The 18,651-nt window shown below is 56.7% G+C and carries 19 protein-coding genes; 6 read left to right on the forward strand and 13 right to left on the reverse strand.

The window, feature by feature from the left end; genetic code table 11:
• Positions 1 to 39 precede the first annotated feature (39 nt).
• Complete coding sequence (locus QHL1GM_RS08225; RefSeq protein WP_071694034.1) at positions 40 to 2,472, reverse strand: LPS-assembly protein LptD; 2,433 nt, start codon at positions 2,470 to 2,472, stop codon at positions 40 to 42.
• Between the two features lie 70 nt (positions 2,473 to 2,542).
• Here QHL1GM_RS08225 and QHL1GM_RS08230 point away from each other — a divergent pair, with 70 nt between their 5' ends.
• The 5 genes from QHL1GM_RS08230 (at position 2,543) to speD (ending at position 5,950) form a co-directional block, all read left to right on the forward strand.
• Entirely contained in the window at positions 2,543 to 3,568 is a 1,026-nt protein-coding gene (locus QHL1GM_RS08230; protein ID WP_071694035.1) for an aminoglycoside phosphotransferase family protein, read from the forward strand.
• On the forward strand, positions 3,565 to 4,233 hold the full coding sequence (murU, locus tag QHL1GM_RS08235; protein ID WP_071694036.1) for an N-acetylmuramate alpha-1-phosphate uridylyltransferase MurU: 669 nt from the start codon (positions 3,565 to 3,567) through the stop codon (positions 4,231 to 4,233). Before QHL1GM_RS08230 ends, murU begins: the two co-directional genes overlap by 4 nt.
• A 3-nt stretch (positions 4,234 to 4,236) precedes the next feature.
• On the forward strand, positions 4,237 to 4,659 hold the full coding sequence (locus QHL1GM_RS08240; RefSeq protein ID WP_071694037.1) for a gamma-glutamylcyclotransferase: 423 nt from the start codon (positions 4,237 to 4,239) through the stop codon (positions 4,657 to 4,659).
• A gap of 71 nt (positions 4,660 to 4,730) precedes the next feature.
• Positions 4,731 to 5,159 (forward strand): OsmC family protein, encoded by a 429-nt coding sequence (locus tag QHL1GM_RS08245; protein WP_071694038.1) that lies wholly within the window; start codon positions 4,731 to 4,733, stop codon positions 5,157 to 5,159.
• A complete protein-coding gene (gene speD / locus QHL1GM_RS08250) occupies positions 5,156 to 5,950 on the forward strand; it encodes an adenosylmethionine decarboxylase (RefSeq protein ID WP_071694039.1) in 795 nt (264 codons plus the stop codon). The genes QHL1GM_RS08245 and speD overlap by 4 nt, the downstream gene beginning before the upstream one ends.
• A 308-nt stretch (positions 5,951 to 6,258) precedes the next feature.
• Here speD and lpxL read toward each other — a convergent pair whose 3' ends face one another.
• The 12 genes from lpxL to QHL1GM_RS08310 all read right to left on the reverse strand — a co-directional run bounded on the left by lpxL (position 6,259) and on the right by QHL1GM_RS08310 (position 17,034).
• The gene (lpxL, locus tag QHL1GM_RS08255; protein WP_071694040.1) at positions 6,259 to 7,173 is read right to left on the reverse strand and encodes an LpxL/LpxP family Kdo(2)-lipid IV(A) lauroyl/palmitoleoyl acyltransferase; all 915 of its coding nucleotides are present in this window, start codon (positions 7,171 to 7,173) and stop codon (positions 6,259 to 6,261) included.
• A gap of 12 nt (positions 7,174 to 7,185) precedes the next feature.
• On the reverse strand, positions 7,186 to 8,286 hold the full coding sequence (gene alr / locus QHL1GM_RS08260; RefSeq protein ID WP_071694041.1) for an alanine racemase: 1,101 nt from the start codon (positions 8,284 to 8,286) through the stop codon (positions 7,186 to 7,188).
• A 133-nt stretch (positions 8,287 to 8,419) separates the two neighbouring features.
• Positions 8,420 to 9,394: an RNA polymerase sigma factor RpoS gene (gene rpoS, locus QHL1GM_RS08265; RefSeq protein ID WP_071694042.1), complete on the reverse strand. Its 975-nt coding sequence runs from the start codon at positions 9,392 to 9,394 to the stop codon at positions 8,420 to 8,422.
• Between the two features lie 166 nt (positions 9,395 to 9,560).
• Complete coding sequence (locus QHL1GM_RS08270; protein ID WP_071694043.1) at positions 9,561 to 10,646, reverse strand: peptidoglycan DD-metalloendopeptidase family protein; 1,086 nt, start codon at positions 10,644 to 10,646, stop codon at positions 9,561 to 9,563.
• 6 nt (positions 10,647 to 10,652) lie between these two features.
• Positions 10,653 to 11,612 (reverse strand): DUF368 domain-containing protein, encoded by a 960-nt coding sequence (locus tag QHL1GM_RS08275; RefSeq protein ID WP_071694044.1) that lies wholly within the window; start codon positions 11,610 to 11,612, stop codon positions 10,653 to 10,655.
• Positions 11,609 to 12,286, reverse strand: coding sequence for a protein-L-isoaspartate(D-aspartate) O-methyltransferase (locus tag QHL1GM_RS08280; RefSeq protein WP_071694045.1), 678 nt, complete (start codon positions 12,284 to 12,286; stop codon positions 11,609 to 11,611). Before QHL1GM_RS08280 ends, QHL1GM_RS08275 begins: the two co-directional genes overlap by 4 nt.
• Entirely contained in the window at positions 12,273 to 13,019 is a 747-nt protein-coding gene (gene surE, locus QHL1GM_RS08285) for a 5'/3'-nucleotidase SurE (protein WP_071694046.1), read from the reverse strand. The genes QHL1GM_RS08280 and surE overlap by 14 nt, the downstream gene beginning before the upstream one ends.
• Positions 13,020 to 13,133: 114 nt before the next feature.
• Positions 13,134 to 14,165: a tRNA pseudouridine(13) synthase TruD gene (gene truD, locus QHL1GM_RS08290; RefSeq protein WP_071694047.1), complete on the reverse strand. Its 1,032-nt coding sequence runs from the start codon at positions 14,163 to 14,165 to the stop codon at positions 13,134 to 13,136.
• Positions 14,158 to 14,646: a 2-C-methyl-D-erythritol 2,4-cyclodiphosphate synthase gene (gene ispF / locus QHL1GM_RS08295; protein ID WP_071694048.1), complete on the reverse strand. Its 489-nt coding sequence runs from the start codon at positions 14,644 to 14,646 to the stop codon at positions 14,158 to 14,160. Before ispF ends, truD begins: the two co-directional genes overlap by 8 nt.
• A 16-nt stretch (positions 14,647 to 14,662) precedes the next feature.
• Positions 14,663 to 15,370: a 2-C-methyl-D-erythritol 4-phosphate cytidylyltransferase gene (ispD, locus tag QHL1GM_RS08300; protein WP_071694049.1), complete on the reverse strand. Its 708-nt coding sequence runs from the start codon at positions 15,368 to 15,370 to the stop codon at positions 14,663 to 14,665.
• Positions 15,367 to 15,705: a cell division protein FtsB gene (ftsB, locus tag QHL1GM_RS08305; RefSeq protein ID WP_071694050.1), complete on the reverse strand. Its 339-nt coding sequence runs from the start codon at positions 15,703 to 15,705 to the stop codon at positions 15,367 to 15,369. The genes ispD and ftsB overlap by 4 nt, the downstream gene beginning before the upstream one ends.
• A 180-nt stretch (positions 15,706 to 15,885) precedes the next feature.
• Positions 15,886 to 17,034, reverse strand: a complete 1,149-nt coding sequence (locus QHL1GM_RS08310) for a GNAT family N-acetyltransferase (RefSeq protein WP_071694051.1) — start codon at positions 17,032 to 17,034, stop codon at positions 15,886 to 15,888.
• A 197-nt stretch (positions 17,035 to 17,231) separates the two neighbouring features.
• Between QHL1GM_RS08310 and QHL1GM_RS08315 the strand changes: the two genes are divergently transcribed.
• Positions 17,232 to 18,587, forward strand: a complete 1,356-nt coding sequence (locus QHL1GM_RS08315; protein ID WP_071694052.1) for an aldehyde dehydrogenase family protein — start codon at positions 17,232 to 17,234, stop codon at positions 18,585 to 18,587.
• Positions 18,588 to 18,651: the final 64 nt, after the last annotated feature.

Below are 18,651 nucleotides of genomic sequence, written 5' to 3' on the forward strand. Positions count from 1 at the left end.
AACAAACGTCTCTTTCATTAGCCATTCTATGGAAGTCATTTACAGGGTAGTCGGACGATAGCCAGGGATTTTCTGTTCAAAATAGCTATCCGCCTCCTGACCAACGCCGCCTAAACCTCGGAATACAAAGCGCAAAAATAGCCCGCGATCGTTAAAGTCATCATCGATACGCGCGTTGTCATTATCATCGACCCATTCCCGCCATACTAACTGCAAGCCATAGCAGCAGTCGCTCCACTGTACGCCTGCCAGTTGCTCAAGTGAGCGGTCATTGGTTTGATCGTGAATGTAACGGCCGATCAGATCAATCTGCGGGCTTGCCTTCCACGCAAATGACAGATCCCATTCTTCACGATCGTAGTTGCGAAAGCTGTCATCATCGGCTTCTACGCCAGGGTCGAAGTTTTGGATTTCCCAACGGTAGCCAAGGTTCACTACGTGGCCTTGAGGGTGGCGATAGCGTACATCCACGCTTGAGCGCTCGGTGCGGTCGAGGTTATCGTCGTAGAGCCATTCGTAGCCAGTGCTCCAGCGGTCACTAATCTGCCAGTCGACGCGTGTAACCAGTGGCGATTTATCGCGCGTGGCCTGGTAATAACCCACACCGTCCGTGCGTGGTGGTAGCGTATCAGCATCGCCCACAATATCAATTCGGCGATCATCAAAGTAAACGCTCTGGCCTACCCCGAACGAGAGCCGGTCACGACCGGACGCGTCTTCAAGCAAGCGCGATTCCACGCCCAAAGAGAGTCGGTTGAGATCGCCCACGCGGTCAGCGCCGGAAAAGCGTTGGGCCGACCAAAGCTGATTCCAGGAGAAAGCGCGCTCGCGGCTATCGAAGTCGGGTAGCTCGCTCTGGTCAGTGCGCGGTACATAGGCGTAGTTCAAACGCGGCTCTAAGGTTTGGCGATAGTCACGCCCCCCCAGAGAGAGTTCCCGGTCAAACGCCAAGCCGCTGTCAACCGAGGTTATCGCAATACTGCGACTGGGCGAGTCGCTACGCTGCGTGTCGCGCTCGCCGTAATCCAATTGATAGTTGGTCTGCCACAGCTCTGTTCGTGGCTCCAGATAGCCCCAGGGGCGCTCAAACCGCCAACCCAGGGCTGGCGTTAAGTGCACACGACTACCCGTGGCGGCCTCACGCTCAATTACCCGCTGTTCATTCACATCCCGCCAGAAATAGGTCGCGTTGGAGCGCCATTGGCTATAAAAGCCATTGCCCAACTGCCAACTGGCATTGGCGCTTAAGCTAGGCAGGCGATAGAACGGTTTATCGCGCTCGTTGAGGGGGTCGTCCAAGCGCTGGAACCCTTGAGCTCGAGCATCAAGCTGCCAGCGTTCACCACGGTAATCGACCCGGGCCAAGCGCTCCATACTGACGCGATCATTGTCGCCAAACTCGCCACCAAAATCATCGAAATAGCGACCGTCGCTGGCCGCACCGTAGCGCAAGCTATAATTACTACGTTCGTTAACACGACCAGCATGGCGGGCATCCACATACCAACGATCCTCGCCTTCGAAGCGATTATCACCGCCGCCTGAGCCGCCGTTATCGCTACTTAAATAGCCGCCCTCAACGATGCCCGCACTCTCTTTAAACAGGTAGCGGTACTCACCGTTCATCAGCAACCCGTGATCGCTCATCCAGCGCGGCGTGATAGTCGCATCGCGATTGGGCGCGATATTCCAATAAAACGGTTGCGTGAAGTCCAAACTATCGGCTGAAAAGCTAATGGAGGGCGTCAACAGACCTGTGTGTCGGCGATCGTCGATGGGAAAGCGTAACCATGGCCAGTAAAATACCGGCACATCTTTCACTTGCAGACGCGCATGACGCGCAGTGCCAAATCCTTCGGCTTGGTTCAGGCGAATATCACTGCTGACCAATTGCCAACTATTGGCGCCGGGGTCACAGGTAGTAAAGCTTGCGTCTTGCAGGCGGTACTCGCTCTCCCCGGTTTGCTCTAGCTGGCGGGCCTGGCCGCGTAGATGCTGGTCGTAAAGCACATAGTGGCTATTGCCCAGGGTGGCCCGATCTTCGTTAAGCCTTAGCATCGCCTGTTCGCCGCGTACCAAAGCCAGCCCGTCGCGTATGGCGATATTGCCTTCAGCATCGATCTGCTGACGGTCGGCGGGTAAAAAGACCCGCTCCGCTTCCACTTCCTCATTGCCGCGGCGCAACACAACATCACCGCGTAGTAACGCCTCGCCATTAGCAGCATAATCGACGTCGCTGGCCTCAAGTGAGAGGGTTTCCGGGTTTTCTTCCGCAGGTAAGCGGTAGCTGGGCATGACGTAGCGCCCACGGCACAGTTGATTAGCCGCTTCCTCTTTTCCCCAGGGTTGCCAATCCAATGCTTCAGCTGATAAGGCTTCCCCTTGAGCCACCGCCGTAAACGAGGCGCCAGCAAGCAAACTGCCCATTAGCGTATGCGTAACCGGCAACGTGCGCGAAAATCGCTTGCCCATGTTCGTTATCCTTGGCATCCAGAATCGGTATTATACAGCCCGCATGATGCCCGACCAGCAAGGAGCTTGCATGTCCTCATATCGGATTAACGCCCTCACCACGTGGGCTGCCCAACAAAATGGCCTAATCAAGGCCGATATTTCGCTTTCATCCGCCGTGGGTGACGCGAGTTTTCGGCGCTATTTTCGCCTTACGCTACCCGACGGCACCACACAGGTGGTCATGGATGCCCCTCCAGAGCGAGAGGACTCCCAGCCGTTTGTGGCGATCGCCAAGCGCTGGCGTAGCGCCGGGCTGCCGGTCCCCAAGGTGCACGCCACCAACCTAGCGGAGGGTTTTCTTCTGCTAGAAGACTTGGGCAATACGCCGCTACAGCGTTTATTTAGCGACGACGCTACCACACAGGCTTACCATGCGCAGGCTCTTACGCTGATCGCCGAGCTGCAAAACCGCGCAAACCCTGACTCACTGCCTGCTTATGATACGGCGCTGCTGGGCCGCGAGCTCGATCTGTTTCCCGAGTGGTGTCTAAGCGCTTGGTTAACGCTGCCACCTCCAGATAGCTGGCCCGCCATTCGCGTGCAGCTTATTCAGCATGCCTTAGCGCAGCCGGTGGTCACTGTGCACCGTGATTTTGATGCCATGAACCTGATGATGCACGATCAGCGTCTGTTTATGATCGACTTTCAAGACGCAGTGGCGGGTCCGCTCAGCTACGATGTGATCTCGCTGCTGCGGGGGCGCTACTGCCGCTTTAGCAGCGAACAGTTTGCCAACTTTGTCGAGGCATTTTATCACCAGGCCCGCCGCGACGGCCGACTCCCTAGCAGCGTCGATTTTGCCACTTTTCTGTCCCAATGCCACGCCATGGCCGCCCAGCGCTCGCTAAAAGTACTGGGGATTTTCTGCCGTTTAACCCTGCGTGATCAAAAAAGCGGCTATCTCGAACGATTACTGCACTTTCTTGATCATCTGGAAGATAGTCTCTCTGCGCTCACCTTCTCCAATGTGCCCGAGCAGGTGGCGTTCGCAGAGTGGGTCAAACTCACCTTACGGCCTGCCATTATGAAACGACTAACGGAAATGCCGTCATGAAAGCGATGATTTTAGCCGCGGGCCTAGGCAAACGGATGCGCCCCCTTACTGACCATTGCCCCAAGCCGCTACTCCCCGTCGCAGGTAAGCCGTTGATCGTGCACCACCTGGAGCGTCTTCGCGAGGTGGGTATTCATGAGGTCGTCATCAACGTCAGCTACCGTGCAGAGCAGATTATTGACGCGCTCGGCGACGGTGACGCCTATGGGCTGCGCATTCACTGGAGCCGGGAAACAGCGCCGCTGGAAACCGGCGGCGGCATTCAGCAAGCGTTGCCGCTACTTGGCGAATCGCCGTTTCTGTTGGTCAACGGTGACGTTTGGTGCGCGACACTACCCGCTCAACATGCACTCCAGGGCGACGATTTGGCGCACTTGGTACTGGTGGAAAACCCGCCACACCACGCGAATGGGGATTTTGGACTAGCGGAAGGGCGCGTTAATCAAACCAGCACCGAGCGGTTGACCTACGCGGGAATCGGCGTGATTCACCCTGCCCTGTTAACCGGTCAACCCCAGGGCGCCTTTGCCTTGGCGCCACTGCTCCGAGCTGCCATTGATAACCATCGGGTAAGCGGTGAACGCTACACAGGGCCCTGGGTCGATGTAGGAACCCCCGAACGACTGGCCGCGCTGGAAAGCCAGCTACAGGGCACAAGGGGGTAACCTATGCATCTTCGCTATTTACGTGAAGCCATCGCTGACACGCCACGGGTAGCGGTCTACGGCACGCTCAAGCAAGGTTTCAACAATGCCCACTGCCTAAGCGGTGCCACTCTGCTCGGGAGCGACATTACCCCAGCGCTCACGCTCTACGATATCGGCCCCTACCCCGGCGCCAAATGGCAACCGTCAAAAGGGGTCACAATAGAAGTCTATCGGATCAACGTTGACCACCTGGCCGAGCTAGACCGTTTAGAGGATTACCGCATTGATGCACCGACCGAGGGCGAATATGTCCGTCAGCAGATAACCACCCGCTTTAGCCGCGCTTGGGTGTATCTTTACAATCCAAGCGTGGTGGGTAAACCAGCCATCTATGAGGGCGGCTGGCGCATGCCGAACAGTCGCAATGTTCAACCAGGGCGCTGAGAAGAGGCGCGCAGGCCAAGAAATGTTATGCTGCGCGACTTACCTTTCGTCGCCTAGATGAGGAGAGCAGCGTGAAAGCACGGGTAAAATGGACAGAAGGCCGTCAATTCGTGGCGGAATCCGGTAGCGGGCACAGCGTTGTGATCGACGGTCCGCCCGACCATGGCGGCCGCAATACTGGGCCTCGCCCAATGGAAATGCTGTTGATGGGCATGGGCAGCTGCACCGCTTTTGATATCTTGAATATTCTTGATAAAGCGCGTGCTGATGTGTCCGACTGCGTTGCTGAGCTAGACGCCGAACGTGCCGATGAAGTGCCCGCCGTGTTTACCAAGATCCACGTCCATTTCGTGGTCACTGGACGCGCGCTGAAAGAGAAGCAGGTTGCCCGCGCGGTTGAACTTTCCGCTGAAAAGTACTGCAGTGCATCGATCATGCTCGTTAACGGCGGCGTTAAGATCACCCATTCCTTTGAGATTATGGAGGAGGCTCGGACGTGACAGACAATCTCCGACTCCACGGGTTTAACAACCTGACCAGCTCGCTGAGCTTCAACATTTACGACATCTGTTATGCCAAAACAGAAGAGCAGCGTGGGGCTTACATCGACTATATCGATGAGCTTTACAACGCCGAACGTTTAACGCAGATTCTTAAAGACGTCACCAATATCATCGGCGCTCATGTGCTCAATATCGCCCGTCAGGACTACGAGCCCCACGGCGCTAGCGTGACGATTTTGATTGCCGAACATGAGCTTGACGAGGCGGCGCCTGAGCAAATTAAACCAGGCCCCGGGCCACTACCGGAAACGGTGGTTGGGCACCTGGATAAAAGCCACGTTACGGTGCATAGCTACCCCGAGTCGCATCCTGACAACGGTATCAGCACCTTCCGTCTGGATATCGACGTCTCCACCTGTGGTCATATCAGCCCGTTAAAAGCGCTGAACTACCTGATCCACAGTTTCGACTCCGACATTGTCACCATGGATTACCGGGTGCGTGGTTTTACCCGCGATGTGGATGGTAAAAAATTGTTTATCGATCACGGCATTACCTCCATTCAAGACTACCTTGCTGAAGATACCAAGCATGCGTACCAGATGATGGACGTCAACGTGTATCAGGAAAACATGTTCCACACCAAGATGCTGCTCAAAGACTTTGAGCTGGATAATTACCTGTTCGGCACTTCGCGCCGCGATATTACCTTTGAAGAAGCCCGTGACATTGAGGGCCGTCTGCGTAAAGAGATGCTGGAAATTTTCTACTCCCGCAACTTGGATTAAGCCCCAATCTGCACTCAACGCAGCACCGGAACGCCCAAAAGCCAGCTCATGCTGGCTTTTTTTATTACATATCAACTAAATATACTGGCTTATATGTCATTGCGAGGAGCCTGCGACGAAGCAATCTCTACCTACGGTGGCACTCAAGCCCAGATCGCCGCGCTTCGCTCGCGATGACAGGAAGGGCATTAGGAGCCTGGCTTATATGTCATTGCGAGGAGCCTGCGACGAAGCAATCTCTACCCGCGGTGGCACTCAAGCCCAGATCGCCGCGCTTCGCTCGCGATGACATGAAGGGCTGTCGCTGTTTAATAAACGCTAGGCTCGCCTTCGGGGCGAGTCTTAAAGCGCCGGTGTAGCCATAGATACTGCTCGGGGTGCTTGCGAATCGCCAGCTCAATAAACTGGTTGATCCGCGTTGCATCGGCCACTTCATCGCCGCTGGGAAACCCTTCCAAAGCGGGCAGACTTTCAATGGTGTAAGTAGCGTTATCCGGGTTGCGGTGAAACATCATCGGCACCACAGGTGCACCGGTCATACGCGCCAGCTTGGCCGTTAAACGAATAGTCGCGGCCTGTTGGCCAAATAGCGGTGCGAAAACGCTGACATCGCGGCCAAAATCCTGATCCGGTGAGTACCACACCATGCGGCCCGCTTTTAGCTGACGCACTGCCCCGCGCAGGTCATAACGGTCAATCGCGACGCCGAAGTTACGCTTTCTGGCACGGGTCATAAAGCGCTCAAAGAGCGGGTTATTATGCGGGCGATAGACCGCATCGGCAGAGAAAAACAGCGCGTGAATGGCCCCCCCTAAATCTAACGACGAGAAGTGAACGCCAACAATGATCACGCCTTTACCCTGGGCCTCGGCGCGGGCCATATGCTCCTCGCCGATGTAAGCGACCCGGTGGCGCAGGCTTTCGCCGTCGCGACACCAGCCCGTTGCGGTTTCAATCAGACCAATGCCATTGGCAATAAAGGTATCTTTGACAAGCTGGCGCTGTTGCCCGGCGCTCTTTTCGGGGAAGCAGAGCGCTATGTTGATTTCGGTAATACGCCGCCGACGTTTGGCAAAGCGCCATGCGAGCAGCCCTAGCCCTTTACCAATGGCCATTTTTATACGCCAAGGTAGCCAAGCAGCGATATACATTGCGCCAATAGCAAGCCATGTGGGCCAGTATCGCGGGTGGGCGAAAGAGCGTGGATAACGTGATTTCGACATGTAAACAACCGTTTAAGCAGACCGCCCATGATAACGCCGCGGCGCCCTTGGCAATACCCCTGTGAGTAGCGTATAGCTAATGGTATCGCAGTAACGGGCCACTTCATCCACCGACAGCACTTCGCCGTTGCTGGCCCTGCCCCACAATACAACGTCGCTGCCAATCGCGGCATCGGGGACGTCCGTCACATCAACGGTCAGCATATCCATGGAGACTTTACCGGCAATCGCGCAGCGCTGGCCGTTGACCAGTACCGGCGTGCCATCGCGGGCATGGCGGTCGTAGCCATCACCGTAGCCGCAGGCGACCACGGCAATGCGTGAACGCCGCGGCGCTCGCCAGCGCCCGCTATAGCCCACAGGTTCGCCCTCTTCTAACTCCCGCAAAGCAATAATTTCCGAGCGAAGGGTCATCACTGGCTGCAGCTGTCGGGTGATTTCATTGGCGACTTCCAAGGGGTCGCTGCCGTAAAGCATCACCCCTGGCCGGTTCCAGTCGCCGTGGGCCACCGGCCACGCCAGGGTAGCCGGTGAATTGGCCAAACACAGCGGTGCTTCTAGCTCGCTGGCAAGCCCCTGCAGCCGGGTCATTTGCTGGTTGAAGTAGCTGTTATCGCGGGAATCAGCGCTGGCAAAGTGGCTCATGAGATGCAGTGAGGCCACGCTTGGCGCGGCATCTAACTGACGCCAGATAGCGGCGGCTTCGTCGATGGCAAAGCCCAAGCGGTGCATGCCCGAGTCGACTTTTAACCAAACGGGAATAGGTGCCTGCGGTGAGGCGGCTAGCAAGACATCGACCTGCCACTGACTGTGTACCGCAATCCAGAAGCCGTGGGTGTCCACCAGCGCCAGCTCATCGGCGCTGAAAATGCCTTCCAATAGGATAATGGGTTGGGTAATGCCGCCCTGGCGCAGGGTTAGGGCTTCTTCGATACAGGCGACGGCAAACGCAGGGGCTAGGTGCTCCAGCGCCTGGGCGCAGGCCAGCGCGCCATGCCCATACCCATCGGCTTTGATAACGGCCACTGAGCGACTTTGTGGCGCGCAGCGACACGCCAATTGATAGTTGTGACGCAGCGCGTCCAGATCAATGTCAGCCACAAGGGGGCGCATGTACTCTCTCACTTACCTGATTTAGCAATAAAGCTAATGAATAACAATTTCGGCAATAAAAAACCGAGTAAGCGCTCAATGGCACTCGCCCGGCTTAGAGGGGTGTTGCGCTTTACGCTCACCTAAGCTTCACTTAGGTTTCAAACAGCGCTTCCAGAGAAAGCCCCTGTTTTTCCAGCGAACGGCGGAGTTTCTTGAGTGCTTCGACTTGAATCTGGCGAACCCGTTCGCGGGTTAAGCCGATTTCGGCACCCACTTCTTCCAGGGTTGCAGACTCGTGACCTCGTAAGCCAAAGCGGCGGACAACCACTTCGCGCTGCTTTTCACTTAGTTCATCCAACCAAAGATCCACATGCTCTTTGACGTCGCCATCCACCAGGCGTGCCTCTGGGCCTTGAACCTCATCGTCAGCCAACGTATCGATCAGCGGCTTATCGCTCTCGCCACCCATGGGGTAGTCGACCGACGACACTCGCTCATTAAGGCCGAGCATCTTTTTCACCACATCGACCGGTTTATCGAGGTGATCGGCGATCTCTTCGGCGGTGGCTTCGTGATCAAACTTCTGGGTCAGTTCACGCGCCGCACGCAGGTAAATATTCAGCTCTTTGACCACATGAATGGGCAAGCGGATCGTACGCGTCTGGTTCATCAGCGCCCGCTCGATGGTCTGACGTATCCACCAAGTGGCATAGGTCGAGAAACGGAAGCCCCGTTCAGGGTCAAACTTCTCCACAGCACGGATCAAGCCTAAATTGCCCTCTTCAATCAAATCCAGCAGCGTTAAGCCGCGGTTTAGGTAGCGACGGGCAATCTTCACTACCAGGCGCAGGTTGGATTCAATCATCCGCGAGCGCCCCATTGGGTCACCCTTACGCGCTAAGCGGCCATAGTAAACTTCCTCTTCTGGCGTTAACAGTGGCGAAAAGCCGATTTCGTTGAGGTAGATTTGCGTAGCATCCAAGCTTTGGGTCGATTGACGATCCTCGCGCCCTAGTGCTTTTTCGAAAGCGTCTTCTTCTACCGTGACCTCATCATCAGTATCATCAAGCGCCCCCTCAGCAGCATCCAGGTCAACCTCCTGTAGATCTTTCTCCAACATACTCATGGCCTTACCCCTCGATTGTCGCCTACCCGCCATTTAGAAAGCCAAAGGAGTGCACTCTAAGACGCACACCATATTGTTATGTGACATTTGTTATATGACGCTCGAATATAGCCATTCGGGCAACGTCCAAGTTAAACGCTGTTTACTCGCTCTACCGGTGAGTGCACTAACGGGAAGGCAGAAAGTCCATGGGATCTTGAGGCTGCCCATCACGGCGAACCTCAAAGTGTAATCTGACGTTTTCTGCATCGCTATCCCCCATCGTGGCGATAACTTCGCCAGCCTCTACTACGTCGTTTTCACTGACTCGTAAGCTGTCGTTATGGGCATACGCACTAAGGAATTGATCGTTGTGCTTGAGAAGGATCAGGTTGCCATAGCCCCTGACGCCACTGCCCGCATAAACCACGATGCCAGGGCCAGCTGCTTTAACAGGTTGCCCCTTTTCACCAGCGATATCAATCCCGGCGGTGATGCTATCTCCCTGCCCAAATGCCCCGACGACATTGCCATCAGCAGGCCACTGCCAAGCGATGTTTTCAGCAGGCGTATAGGTACGTGAAGAGCGATCCACGCTAGCGCTTTGTGTGTCTGGAGCAGCTTCGGGCTGTGGCTGTGGTTCTGGTTCTGGCTCAGAGACTGGCTGCGGCTCAGGCGCTTGTTCGGGTTCTGATGCTGGCTGAGGAGCCGGTTGTTGGGCCGGCTCTGGATCAGCCGCCGCGACCACTTCAGGCTGAGGCGTGGACGAAGGGCTATTGGCCGACTCAGCCACTTGCTCGGCTGCATCGACGGCATCTCGCTCAGCGGTGAGGCGCTGATTACGCTGAATGGCCGACTCATCGGGCAGCAACCAATCCAGCTCCTGATCATTACTCGCCACAGACGCCGCCTGCGGGTTCAACCCGGTCGCCACAGCGCCACCGCCCCGAGAGGTATCAGCAGGCTGGTTACTGGCGATTGATCCTGATGAGCCACCTTCGCGCAGGGTGATCGTTTGCCCCGGCCGAATTTGATAAGGCGGGGCAATATTATTCATTGCTGCGAGCTGGCGATAATCCACATTGTGCTGCCACGCAATGCCATACAGGGTATCGCCTGCCTTGACAGTGTATTGGGGCGAGTTTTCCACCGCCTGACGTGCGTGGCTTAAATCCCGCACTTGGGGGCTTCCGCCTTGCTGGCTGGCACAGCCAGCAATGGCGAGTGCCAGCGCCGATATCATTAGTGCTTTAGGTAGATAACCTTTATGCATACAAACCTACTCCTTTTCAGCGCCAAGTTGGGTATCGATTGGCCGACGATCCGCATGTCGGTTGAGTAACACGACAATGAGGGCGCCCACGGCCATTAGCGCGATAACACCGGCCACTTGTGCCGAAGCACCGGTCAATACGGCATAGTCGGCGGGCAATAAATAGCGGTGTTCCAGAGGAATCATTTGCCCTTCTGGCCCAATTTGGTAGCGTAACAGCTCGCGCCATGGCCAGAGAACCGGTAGCGAACCGACAATAAACCCCAGCAGCAGTTGCATCGTTGAGGTGTGGTGGCGCCGTAACAGCCAGGACAAGAGCCGTGAAAACAGCGCCAATCCCACCATACAACCCATGCCAAACAGCACAATAATGCCCATATCCAGACTGCGAATTGCACCCATGATAGTGCCGTAGAGGCCCATGGTCAGCAGTAGAAAGCTGCCTGACACCCCCGGCAGCAGCATGGCACTAATCGCGATACAACCTGCCACCATCACTACCAGCGCTTCATTACCGATTAATAACACCAGCGGCATCATGCCGGGCAACGCTTGGGCGAGCACTAGCCCCACCAGTAGCGGCAATAGATACCACACTTTCCAACCGTTACTCGCCTGCCCCACCACTAGTGCAGAGGCTGCCACCAAACCGAAAAAGAACCCATCCAGCAGCAGCGGGTGCGCTTCCATCAACCAGAGCGCTAAATGCGCTACGCTAAACAGACTAACCGCGACCCCCGCCAGCAACGGCACCAGAAAGGCGAGATTCAGATGGTTACTCAGGGCTCGCCAGCCGCCGCGGCGCCAAGTGCCAATAGCACTGGGGCCAAACTGCTTGATCGTGTTGATCAGCTCTTCATAAATACCGCTAATAAACGCAATCGTTCCTCCCGACACGCCGGGTACCGCGTCGGCGGCGCCCATCCCTGCGCCTCGTAAAAATATTCCCAAGGGTTGCCGCTTCAATCCACTACTCCTTGCAGTAAGGGTACAAAACGCACGGGCTCAAGCCGACGTTTTTCAAAGGCACTGCCAATGCGCTTTACCTGCGTAAGCCACTGGCTGCCGTCGGGCTCTTCCAACGGAGCGATCAGCACCCCGTCGTGGCTCAATTGCTCTAGTAGCGCTGTAGGCAGCGTATGAGCACAGGCGGTTAACAAAATAACGTCAAACGGCGCGACGCCAGGCCAACCATAGCCACCGTCCGCTACCGCCAGCCTGGCAGGGGCCGCTAGCCGCCTTAAACGCTCTGCCGCACGCTCATGTAGCGCGCTGATGCGCTCAATGGAGTAGAGCTCTTCAACCAATCGCGACAGTATTAACGTTTGATAGCCAGACCCTGTGCCCAGTTCCAACACCCGATGCGGCCCGGCTCGCAGTACGAGCTCCGTCATCCGCGCCACAATGAACGGCTGCGACAACGTTTGGCTAAAGCCAATCGGTAAAGCGGTATCTTCGTAAGCGCGATGGGCCAGCGCTTCATCAACAAACAGATGACGCGGCTCGTTGGCCATTACCTCCAGCACACGGGGATCGCTGATGCCCTGCCGCATAAGGCGCTTGACCATACGGTCACGGGTGCGCTGGGAGGTCATGCCGCGACCGCGCAGCTCTCCTGGAGAGATATCAGGCAAAAACATCCAACCAATCCTGCACATCGTTAAGCGCGGGGTGCCGCGTCAGGTCTGTTTGTAGCGGTGAAATCGACACATAGCCCGCCTCAACGGCAGCAAAATCGGTATCGTCACCGTCGTCTGCATTGGCCGCTACCGGCGCAATCCAGTAGCGCGTGCGTCCACGCGGGTCCAGTACCGCTAACGGCTTCTCTGCCGGCCCACGATAGCCTAGACGAGTCACTTTAACGCCTTTAATCTCCTCCCAGGGCACATCAGGCACATTGACATTTAGCAGCGTCCGAGGCGGTAGCGAGAGCTGATCAGCGGCACCAATCAGTGTCGCAGCCACCCTGGCAGCGGTGGCGAAATGGCGCTCGCCACACAGCGACATGGCAATCGCCGTCATACCTAAATTGCGCCCCTCCATCGCCGCCGCGACAGTGCCAGAATAGAGCACATCGTCACCCAGGTTACTGCCATGATTGATGCCAGAGATGACTAAATCGGGTTTTTCGTCCCATACGCCATGAACGCCCAAATAAACACAGTCCGCGGGCGTGCCATCGACGCTATAAAAGCCGTTATCCAGCGGCGTCAACGAGAGTGGCCGTGACAGAGTGAGCGAGTTGCTGGCACCGCTTCGGTCTCGGTCAGGAGCCACTACGCGAATATTGGCATGGGCCAACAGCGCATCGTGCAGCGCACGCAGTCCCGGCGCGTGCACACCGTCATCATTGGAAAGCAGTAATCGCCGCATGGCGGGTCTCCTTGATCATAAGCTCGTAACGTGGCGGCTCATATCCATCACTTTTACTAACCTATAGGCCTTATTAGTTATGCAGGCACTAACGACTGAATCAGCCTACCGCTATCAGTTCGCTAACATCAGCTCACCCAGCACGGCGGTGGCAAAACTACCCCGAGGCAGCGCAAACGAAAGCCGGACGGCACCAGATTCCCAGGTAAGCTGGGGTTCCAGCAACCGCATACGCACTGCGCGGCGCGCCTGCTTTACCCCGCTGCGCTCTAAGCCACTGCATAGCCCAGGGTAATGCTCCAGCAAACGAGCTTCATAGCCAGCGGCGTCGCCCTGTCCTGCTTCACCAACGCCCCAAAGCACCCCAGTGGGATGCACATCCAGCTCAGCGGCGCGGGCCTGAAGCGTCGCATCGGTGACGTCGACACGAAATACGCTTTGCGTACCGTCCAGCATTAACGTATCTCCCGCCAGCGGCTGCGACCAGGTGCCATCCGCAATGCGCGCGCTGAGCAGTTCGTTAAACAAAAAACTGCGCGCCGTAGAGAGCATCATACCCTGGCGATCGTCGCGTTTGCGCCAACCTCGGTTAAGTAATGCTTCGGCACGCTGAAGATTACGCCCTTCGGGTCCAAAGCGCTGGGGGCCAAAATAGTTAGGCACACCATGCTGACAAAGGGCTTCCCAGCGGCCGACAAAATCTTCGCTTTCAATGGCCTCACCGCTCAGACGCAACACAAAACGGTTAGTGCGGTGCACGCCACGCTTCAACTTCCGTGGATGCCGCGCCTGTTCAACGACAGTAATTCCCAGCGCTTGAAGGGACTGCTCAAGCTCTGGGGGCGCGTCGCGGCCGGGCAGATGCACGCTCAGCCACTGGCGCGTGACGGCAACACGGTCTTTCATGCCAGAGTAACCAATATCGCGGGGCGTTACGTTACAAAGCCGACTTAAGTTTTTAACGACATCTAATGTGGTTTGATTGCGCTTTTCAACTCGCAGCCACAGATGCTCACCGTGTGCCTCGGGGGTAAAATCAAGCTGCTCATCGACCCAGAAGTCTTCCGGCTGGGCACGGTATTGGCCCGGCTTGGGAGAGCCAAATTGAGCATCTAAACAGCGCTGCCATTCAGGCATATTAATCATTAAGCGCCTCGGCACGGTTAAGCAGCACCACTGCCTCCGCGGCGATGCCTTCACCACGCCCGGTGAAACCTAATCGTTCGGTGGTGGTGGCTTTAACATTGACCTGACCAAGCGCGACCCCAAGATCAGCGGCAATAACTTCCCGCATTGCCTCGATATGCGGCGCCATTTTTGGCGCTTGGGCCATCAGCGTGGCGTCGACATTGACCACCCCATAACCCTGACCTTGAATAAGCGTGACCACATGACGCAACAGCTCGCGGCTGTCGGCCCCTGCCCACGCCGAATCAGTATCGGGAAAATGGCGGCCAATATCGCCCAGCGCACAGGCGCCCAACAGTGCATCACTGACAGCGTGGAGCAGCACATCGCCGTCGGAGTGAGCCACAAAGCCGTGTTCAAACGGTAGCTTAACGCCGCCGATCATTAAATGATCGCCGGGGCCGAAGCGGTGTACATCGAATCCGTGGCCGATCCGCATTATGAGCTCCTAATGATTAAAGCCCGCCGGGCGTGCTAGCGGCTTGGGCCGCCATAATCGCGGCAGCCAGGGCTAAGTCGTCCGGGTGGGTAATTTTCAGGTTGTCGCGGCGCCCGCTTACCAACTGTGGGCACTCGCCCAAGGCTTCAACCGCCGAAGCTTCATCGGTCACCAGCGTTTGCTGCTGGCGGGCGGTTTCCAGTGCTCGCCGTAGCAGCGCGTAGCGAAAGCCTTGGGGCGTTAGCGCGTGCCACAAGCCATCCCGGGGTTCGGTTTGTGTACTCAGGCACTGGTCATCGGCACGTTTCATGGTATCAGCTACCGGCATCGCCAAGAGCGCGCCTGCAGGGTGCGTCGCGGCGGCCTGATACAGCGCCTGGAGATCGCTCGTGGTAATGCAGGGGCGGGCCACATCATGCACCATTACCACGTCATTATCGTCGGCCGCCATGGCATGCAGTGCATTTAACACGCTGTCCATTCGTTCGCTACCGCCCGCCACGCGCTGCCAATCAGTGAAAGGCACCCAGCGTGGTGAAAACCAGCGGTCGTCGGTATCTAAACAGAGCACCAAGCGAGCACTAGGAAAGGCGCTATGAAGGCGCGCCAAAGTATGCGCCAGCACTGGCTGCTCGTCGCCCAAGGTCAAGTACTGTTTGGGTTTGTCGGCGCCCATGCGACGGCCCTGACCCGCCGCGGGAACAATTAACCAGGTTTGACTCACTGCGGTGGCTCCTGGGGAGCGACTAACCCTGCATTGATGCCGATCAACTCATTTTGGATCGCTACCCCCGGCACCCAGAAGAACTGTTCGTCGGTGCGTACCATACCCATATCGCTGCGGGCACGCTCCTCAATGGCGTCTAACCCGGTTTTCAAATCCGTCACTTCGGCCGCCAGCCGCGCATTACGCTCACGTAAGGGCACATTGGCCGCCTCTTGCACCGCGACCCGCTGCTCCACGTGCTGTAAATCGCGCCAGCCGCCGTTGCCCAACCACAGCTCGTACTGGAGCAGCGCCAAGACAGCGAGCAATGTCATCACTAACCATTTGCGCATCACTGCTCTCCGATAACCTATCTTTTCCAGCCTATCGACCAAGCTGAATATAAAAAATGACGTATTAAAACAGCGGTTGTTGCCAATTGACGCGCTGATTGGCGCGCATTATGCCATTAAGGTGCATCACCAGCGAGCCGCGCATCATTTAAATAACAGCTTAAATGACCGCTTAGATAACTACTTAAATGGCAGCGCCTGATGGGCCGCATCGCGGTAGGCGCTGACATGTTCGCCCTCTTCATGACAAAACTGGGCAACACCGGCGGCAAGCCCTGGGTGGCTAATATAGTGCAGCGAGCGCACCCGCTGGGGTGCAAACCCGCGCACCAGTTTGTGCTCGCCCTGGGTGCCCGGGTCAAACAGCGTTAAGCCACGCTGCAAGCAGTACTCAATGCCTTGGTAGTAACACGCCTCAAAATGCAGACAATCGGCGACGACTTCGCTCCCCCAATAGCGCCCATAGAGCGTGCTAGTGCCACGAAAATAGAGGGCTGCCGCCACCGGGCGCTCTTCAACGTAGGCTTGTACCAGCACCAGCGCTTCGGGCATGGTTTGGCGCAGGCGCTCAAAAAAGTCATGGTTTAAATAAGGTGGCCTGCCGCGCTCATGGTAAGTAATCGCATAGCAGCGATAGAAATGCGCCATAGCCGCTGATGTAATCGCATCCCCCTCTAAACGCGATACCTCTAAGCCCTGCTCGGCGACCAAGCGTCGCTCGCGTTTGATCATCTTGCGCCGCTTCGAGGTCAGGCTGGCCAGAAAACCATCAAAATCACCGAAGCCACGATCACGCCACTGAAACTGTACCCCTTCACGGGTGATCAATTCTGGGCACTGCGCCTGCCAGGCGGTGACATCCAATTCATCGGCGAACAGCAAGTGCCAGCTAGATAGCCCAAGGTTTTCGCACTGTTCACGCCATGCCTCGGCCAGCAGAGCTCGCACGGCACGGGCATCGGCATGCTTGGCGATTAGCGTGCGCGCACCAGGCACCGGCGTGAACGGCACCGCACTGAGGGCTTTGGGGTAGTAGCGGCCACCGGCGCGCTCTAGCGCTTCTGCCCAGCCCCAATCAAACACATACTCGCCGTAGGAGTGATGTTTGCGATACATCGGCAGCGCCGCGACCAGCTGCTCGCCTTGCCATACACTCAGGTGGCAGGGCTCCCAGCCCGTAGCGACGCTCACAGAGCCACTGGCCTCCAGGGCGTGTAAAAAACCATGACGTAAAAAGGGCTGATCATCATCGACCAGTGAATCCCACTGGCTTGCCGTAACGGCCTCAATGGTGGGTAGAATAGTGATCGACAGTGGGGGTAACGGCATAGCATCTTCCCGAACGTGTGGGGCTAAAAGGCCACTTTACACTAACTGTTTATATAAACCGTTTACACTAACCTTCTACACCGATTGTCACTATCGACTGGCTACATCAACTGGCTATGCCAACGAAGGCAGATGCGAGGTTTAACTTGCACTGCATTGCACCATGCCATGCCGGTAACGGCACATAAGGAGAGGCCATGACGCGCGATCTGACGGGTGACTTCCAAACGCAGCGCCAGGCTGCCGACCAAATGCCCTATCCGACGCTAACGGAGCGCCGCGACCGGCTGGCCCGCCTAGCGCGTATGACCAAGCATCACCAGCTTGAGATTATCCGCGCTATTCAAACGGATTTTGGTCAGCGCAGCGACGTGGAAATACGCATAGCTGAAATCAGCGCGGTGCTCCACGCTATTCGCCACGCCAGACTGCATCTATGGCGCTGGATGCGCCCGTGGTCGGTCAGCATGCCGTGGCGATTAATGCCTGCCCGAGCACGCATCGCGCCGCAGCCGCTGGGCGTTATCGGTGTGATGTCACCTTGGAATTACCCTTGGAGCTTGGCACTAATGCCAATAGTGGATGCGTTTGCAGCGGGCAATGTGGCGATGCTTAAGCCTAGCGAGCACTCCCCTGCCACCAGCGCTCTGCTGAAACAACTGGTGCCGCAATACTTCACTCCCGAAGAGTTCAAGGTAGTGGAAGGCGGTGTGGACGTGGCGCGTCGTTTTAGCGGTTTGCCGTTCGATCACTTAGTGTTCACCGGCTCCAGCGCGGTAGGCCGGCAAGTGGCCCAAGCAGCCGCGGCGAACTTGACCCCAACGACACTCGAACTAGGTGGCAAGTCGCCCGCTATCGTGGCAGGGGATGCGGATTTTACTAACGCGGCAGCGGATATTATTTTTGGTAAAGGCATGAACGGCGGGCAAACCTGTATCGCCCCCGACTACGTGCTGGTAGAAAGCCGCCATATGAGTGCACTGGTTAAAGCATTAAGCGAGGCTATTCAGCATCAGCGCCCCAATGAACATGCTGCCACCCATGCAATTAACGCGGCCCACCAGCAGCGGCTAGATGCCATGCTGCAAGAAGCCCAAGACCATAGCTGCAGAGTCGTCGATCACGGACCTCATGCGCCTGCGCTGATTATCGACCCTCACCAGGGGCTGCAGATGATGCGCGAAGAGATTTTTGGCCGCTGTCTACCGGTCATTGGCGTAAGCGATATATCAGCGGCAATACGTTATGTGAATGCCCGCCCTCACCCGTTAGCACTGTATGCCTTCACAAATGATAAGGGCTTACAGCAGCAGTTGCTGCAAACGACACGCTCTGGCGCGCTGGTGTTTAATGCCACGCTGCTTCATCACGCCGTTCCTTCACTGCCCTTTGGCGGCGTTGGCGAGAGCGGCATGGGTGCTTACCATGGCCGTCACGGCTTTGAACGTTTTAGCCACTTACGCAGCGTTTTTTATCAAGCCAAACGAACCACTAGCCGCCTGCTTTACCCACCTTATCGACGCTGGCTAATAAAACTTATAGGTCTTGGCTAAAGCTTGTGGGTTAATGTCCGATATTTAATTACCTATTGGTCTAACGATCTTATCCTAGGTTTTA

The organism is Halomonas sp. QHL1 (assembly GCF_001882345.1).
GTDB lineage: Bacteria > Pseudomonadota > Gammaproteobacteria > Pseudomonadales > Halomonadaceae > Vreelandella.

Excerpts from the sequence above, each read along its gene's own strand:
- QHL1GM_RS08225 (WP_071694034.1), bottom strand. The coding sequence starts at position 2,472 with ATGGGCAAGCGATTTTCGCGCACGTTGCCGGTTACGCATACGCTAATG.
- QHL1GM_RS08230 (WP_071694035.1), top strand. The coding sequence starts at position 2,543 with ATGTCCTCATATCGGATTAACGCCCTCACCACGTGGGCTGCCCAACAA.
- murU (WP_071694036.1), top strand. The coding sequence starts at position 3,565 with ATGAAAGCGATGATTTTAGCCGCGGGCCTAGGCAAACGGATGCGCCCC.
- QHL1GM_RS08240 (WP_071694037.1), top strand. The coding sequence starts at position 4,237 with ATGCATCTTCGCTATTTACGTGAAGCCATCGCTGACACGCCACGGGTA.
- lpxL (WP_071694040.1), bottom strand. The coding sequence starts at position 7,173 with ATGTCGAAATCACGTTATCCACGCTCTTTCGCCCACCCGCGATACTGG.
- alr (WP_071694041.1), bottom strand. The coding sequence starts at position 8,286 with ATGCGCCCCCTTGTGGCTGACATTGATCTGGACGCGCTGCGTCACAAC.
- rpoS (WP_071694042.1), bottom strand. The coding sequence starts at position 9,394 with ATGAGTATGTTGGAGAAAGATCTACAGGAGGTTGACCTGGATGCTGCT.
- QHL1GM_RS08270 (WP_071694043.1), bottom strand. The coding sequence starts at position 10,646 with ATGCATAAAGGTTATCTACCTAAAGCACTAATGATATCGGCGCTGGCA.
- QHL1GM_RS08280 (WP_071694045.1), bottom strand. The coding sequence starts at position 12,286 with ATGTTTTTGCCTGATATCTCTCCAGGAGAGCTGCGCGGTCGCGGCATG.
- surE (WP_071694046.1), bottom strand. The coding sequence starts at position 13,019 with ATGCGGCGATTACTGCTTTCCAATGATGACGGTGTGCACGCGCCGGGA.
- truD (WP_071694047.1), bottom strand. The coding sequence starts at position 14,165 with ATGATTAATATGCCTGAATGGCAGCGCTGTTTAGATGCTCAATTTGGC.
- ispF (WP_071694048.1), bottom strand. The coding sequence starts at position 14,646 with ATGCGGATCGGCCACGGATTCGATGTACACCGCTTCGGCCCCGGCGAT.
- ftsB (WP_071694050.1), bottom strand. The coding sequence starts at position 15,705 with ATGCGCAAATGGTTAGTGATGACATTGCTCGCTGTCTTGGCGCTGCTC.
- QHL1GM_RS08310 (WP_071694051.1), bottom strand. The coding sequence starts at position 17,034 with ATGCCGTTACCCCCACTGTCGATCACTATTCTACCCACCATTGAGGCC.
- QHL1GM_RS08315 (WP_071694052.1), top strand. The coding sequence starts at position 17,232 with ATGACGCGCGATCTGACGGGTGACTTCCAAACGCAGCGCCAGGCTGCC.